We start from the raw sequence: 278 nt of genomic DNA, 5'->3' as shown, positions 1-278 counted from the left end.
CACCGGGCGCAACCCCATGTGGTCGGCTTCTTCGCGGAAGCGCCAGATCAGCGCACGCGCCACCTCCGGCGAGCCGACGGGGTCGCCCATCGAGATCAGCGAGCCGCCGTAGCGTTGCATCATCACAAAGCCGCTGCTCTGCTCATCCAGGAGGAACGCTTTGTCGCCGGTCAGCGCCAGGCAGGCCTGCGTATCGGTGCTGGTGGCCAGAATCGGTGCCAGCGTCCGCAGTGTGGGTGCATCGGCTGCGGGCATCGGGCGGCGCCCGCCACGCAGCA

Annotated in this window: 1 protein-coding gene; it reads right to left on the bottom strand. The window is 69.1% G+C overall.

Annotation, left to right across the window (positions count from 1 at the left end; translation table 11 throughout):
- Positions 1-255 (bottom strand): phosphatidylglycerol lysyltransferase domain-containing protein (locus MKD49_RS25885; protein ID WP_252697725.1); only part of this gene is annotated, 255 nt, incomplete at its 3' end.
- Between the last annotated feature and the right edge of the window lie 23 nt (positions 256-278).

The sequence above is a fragment of the Herbaspirillum sp. WGmk3 genome, from assembly GCF_023952535.1.
GTDB classification, from domain to species: Bacteria; Pseudomonadota; Gammaproteobacteria; order Burkholderiales; family Burkholderiaceae_D; genus Herbaspirillum; species Herbaspirillum huttiense.
This window is presented reverse-complemented; position numbering and strand designations above follow the sequence as displayed.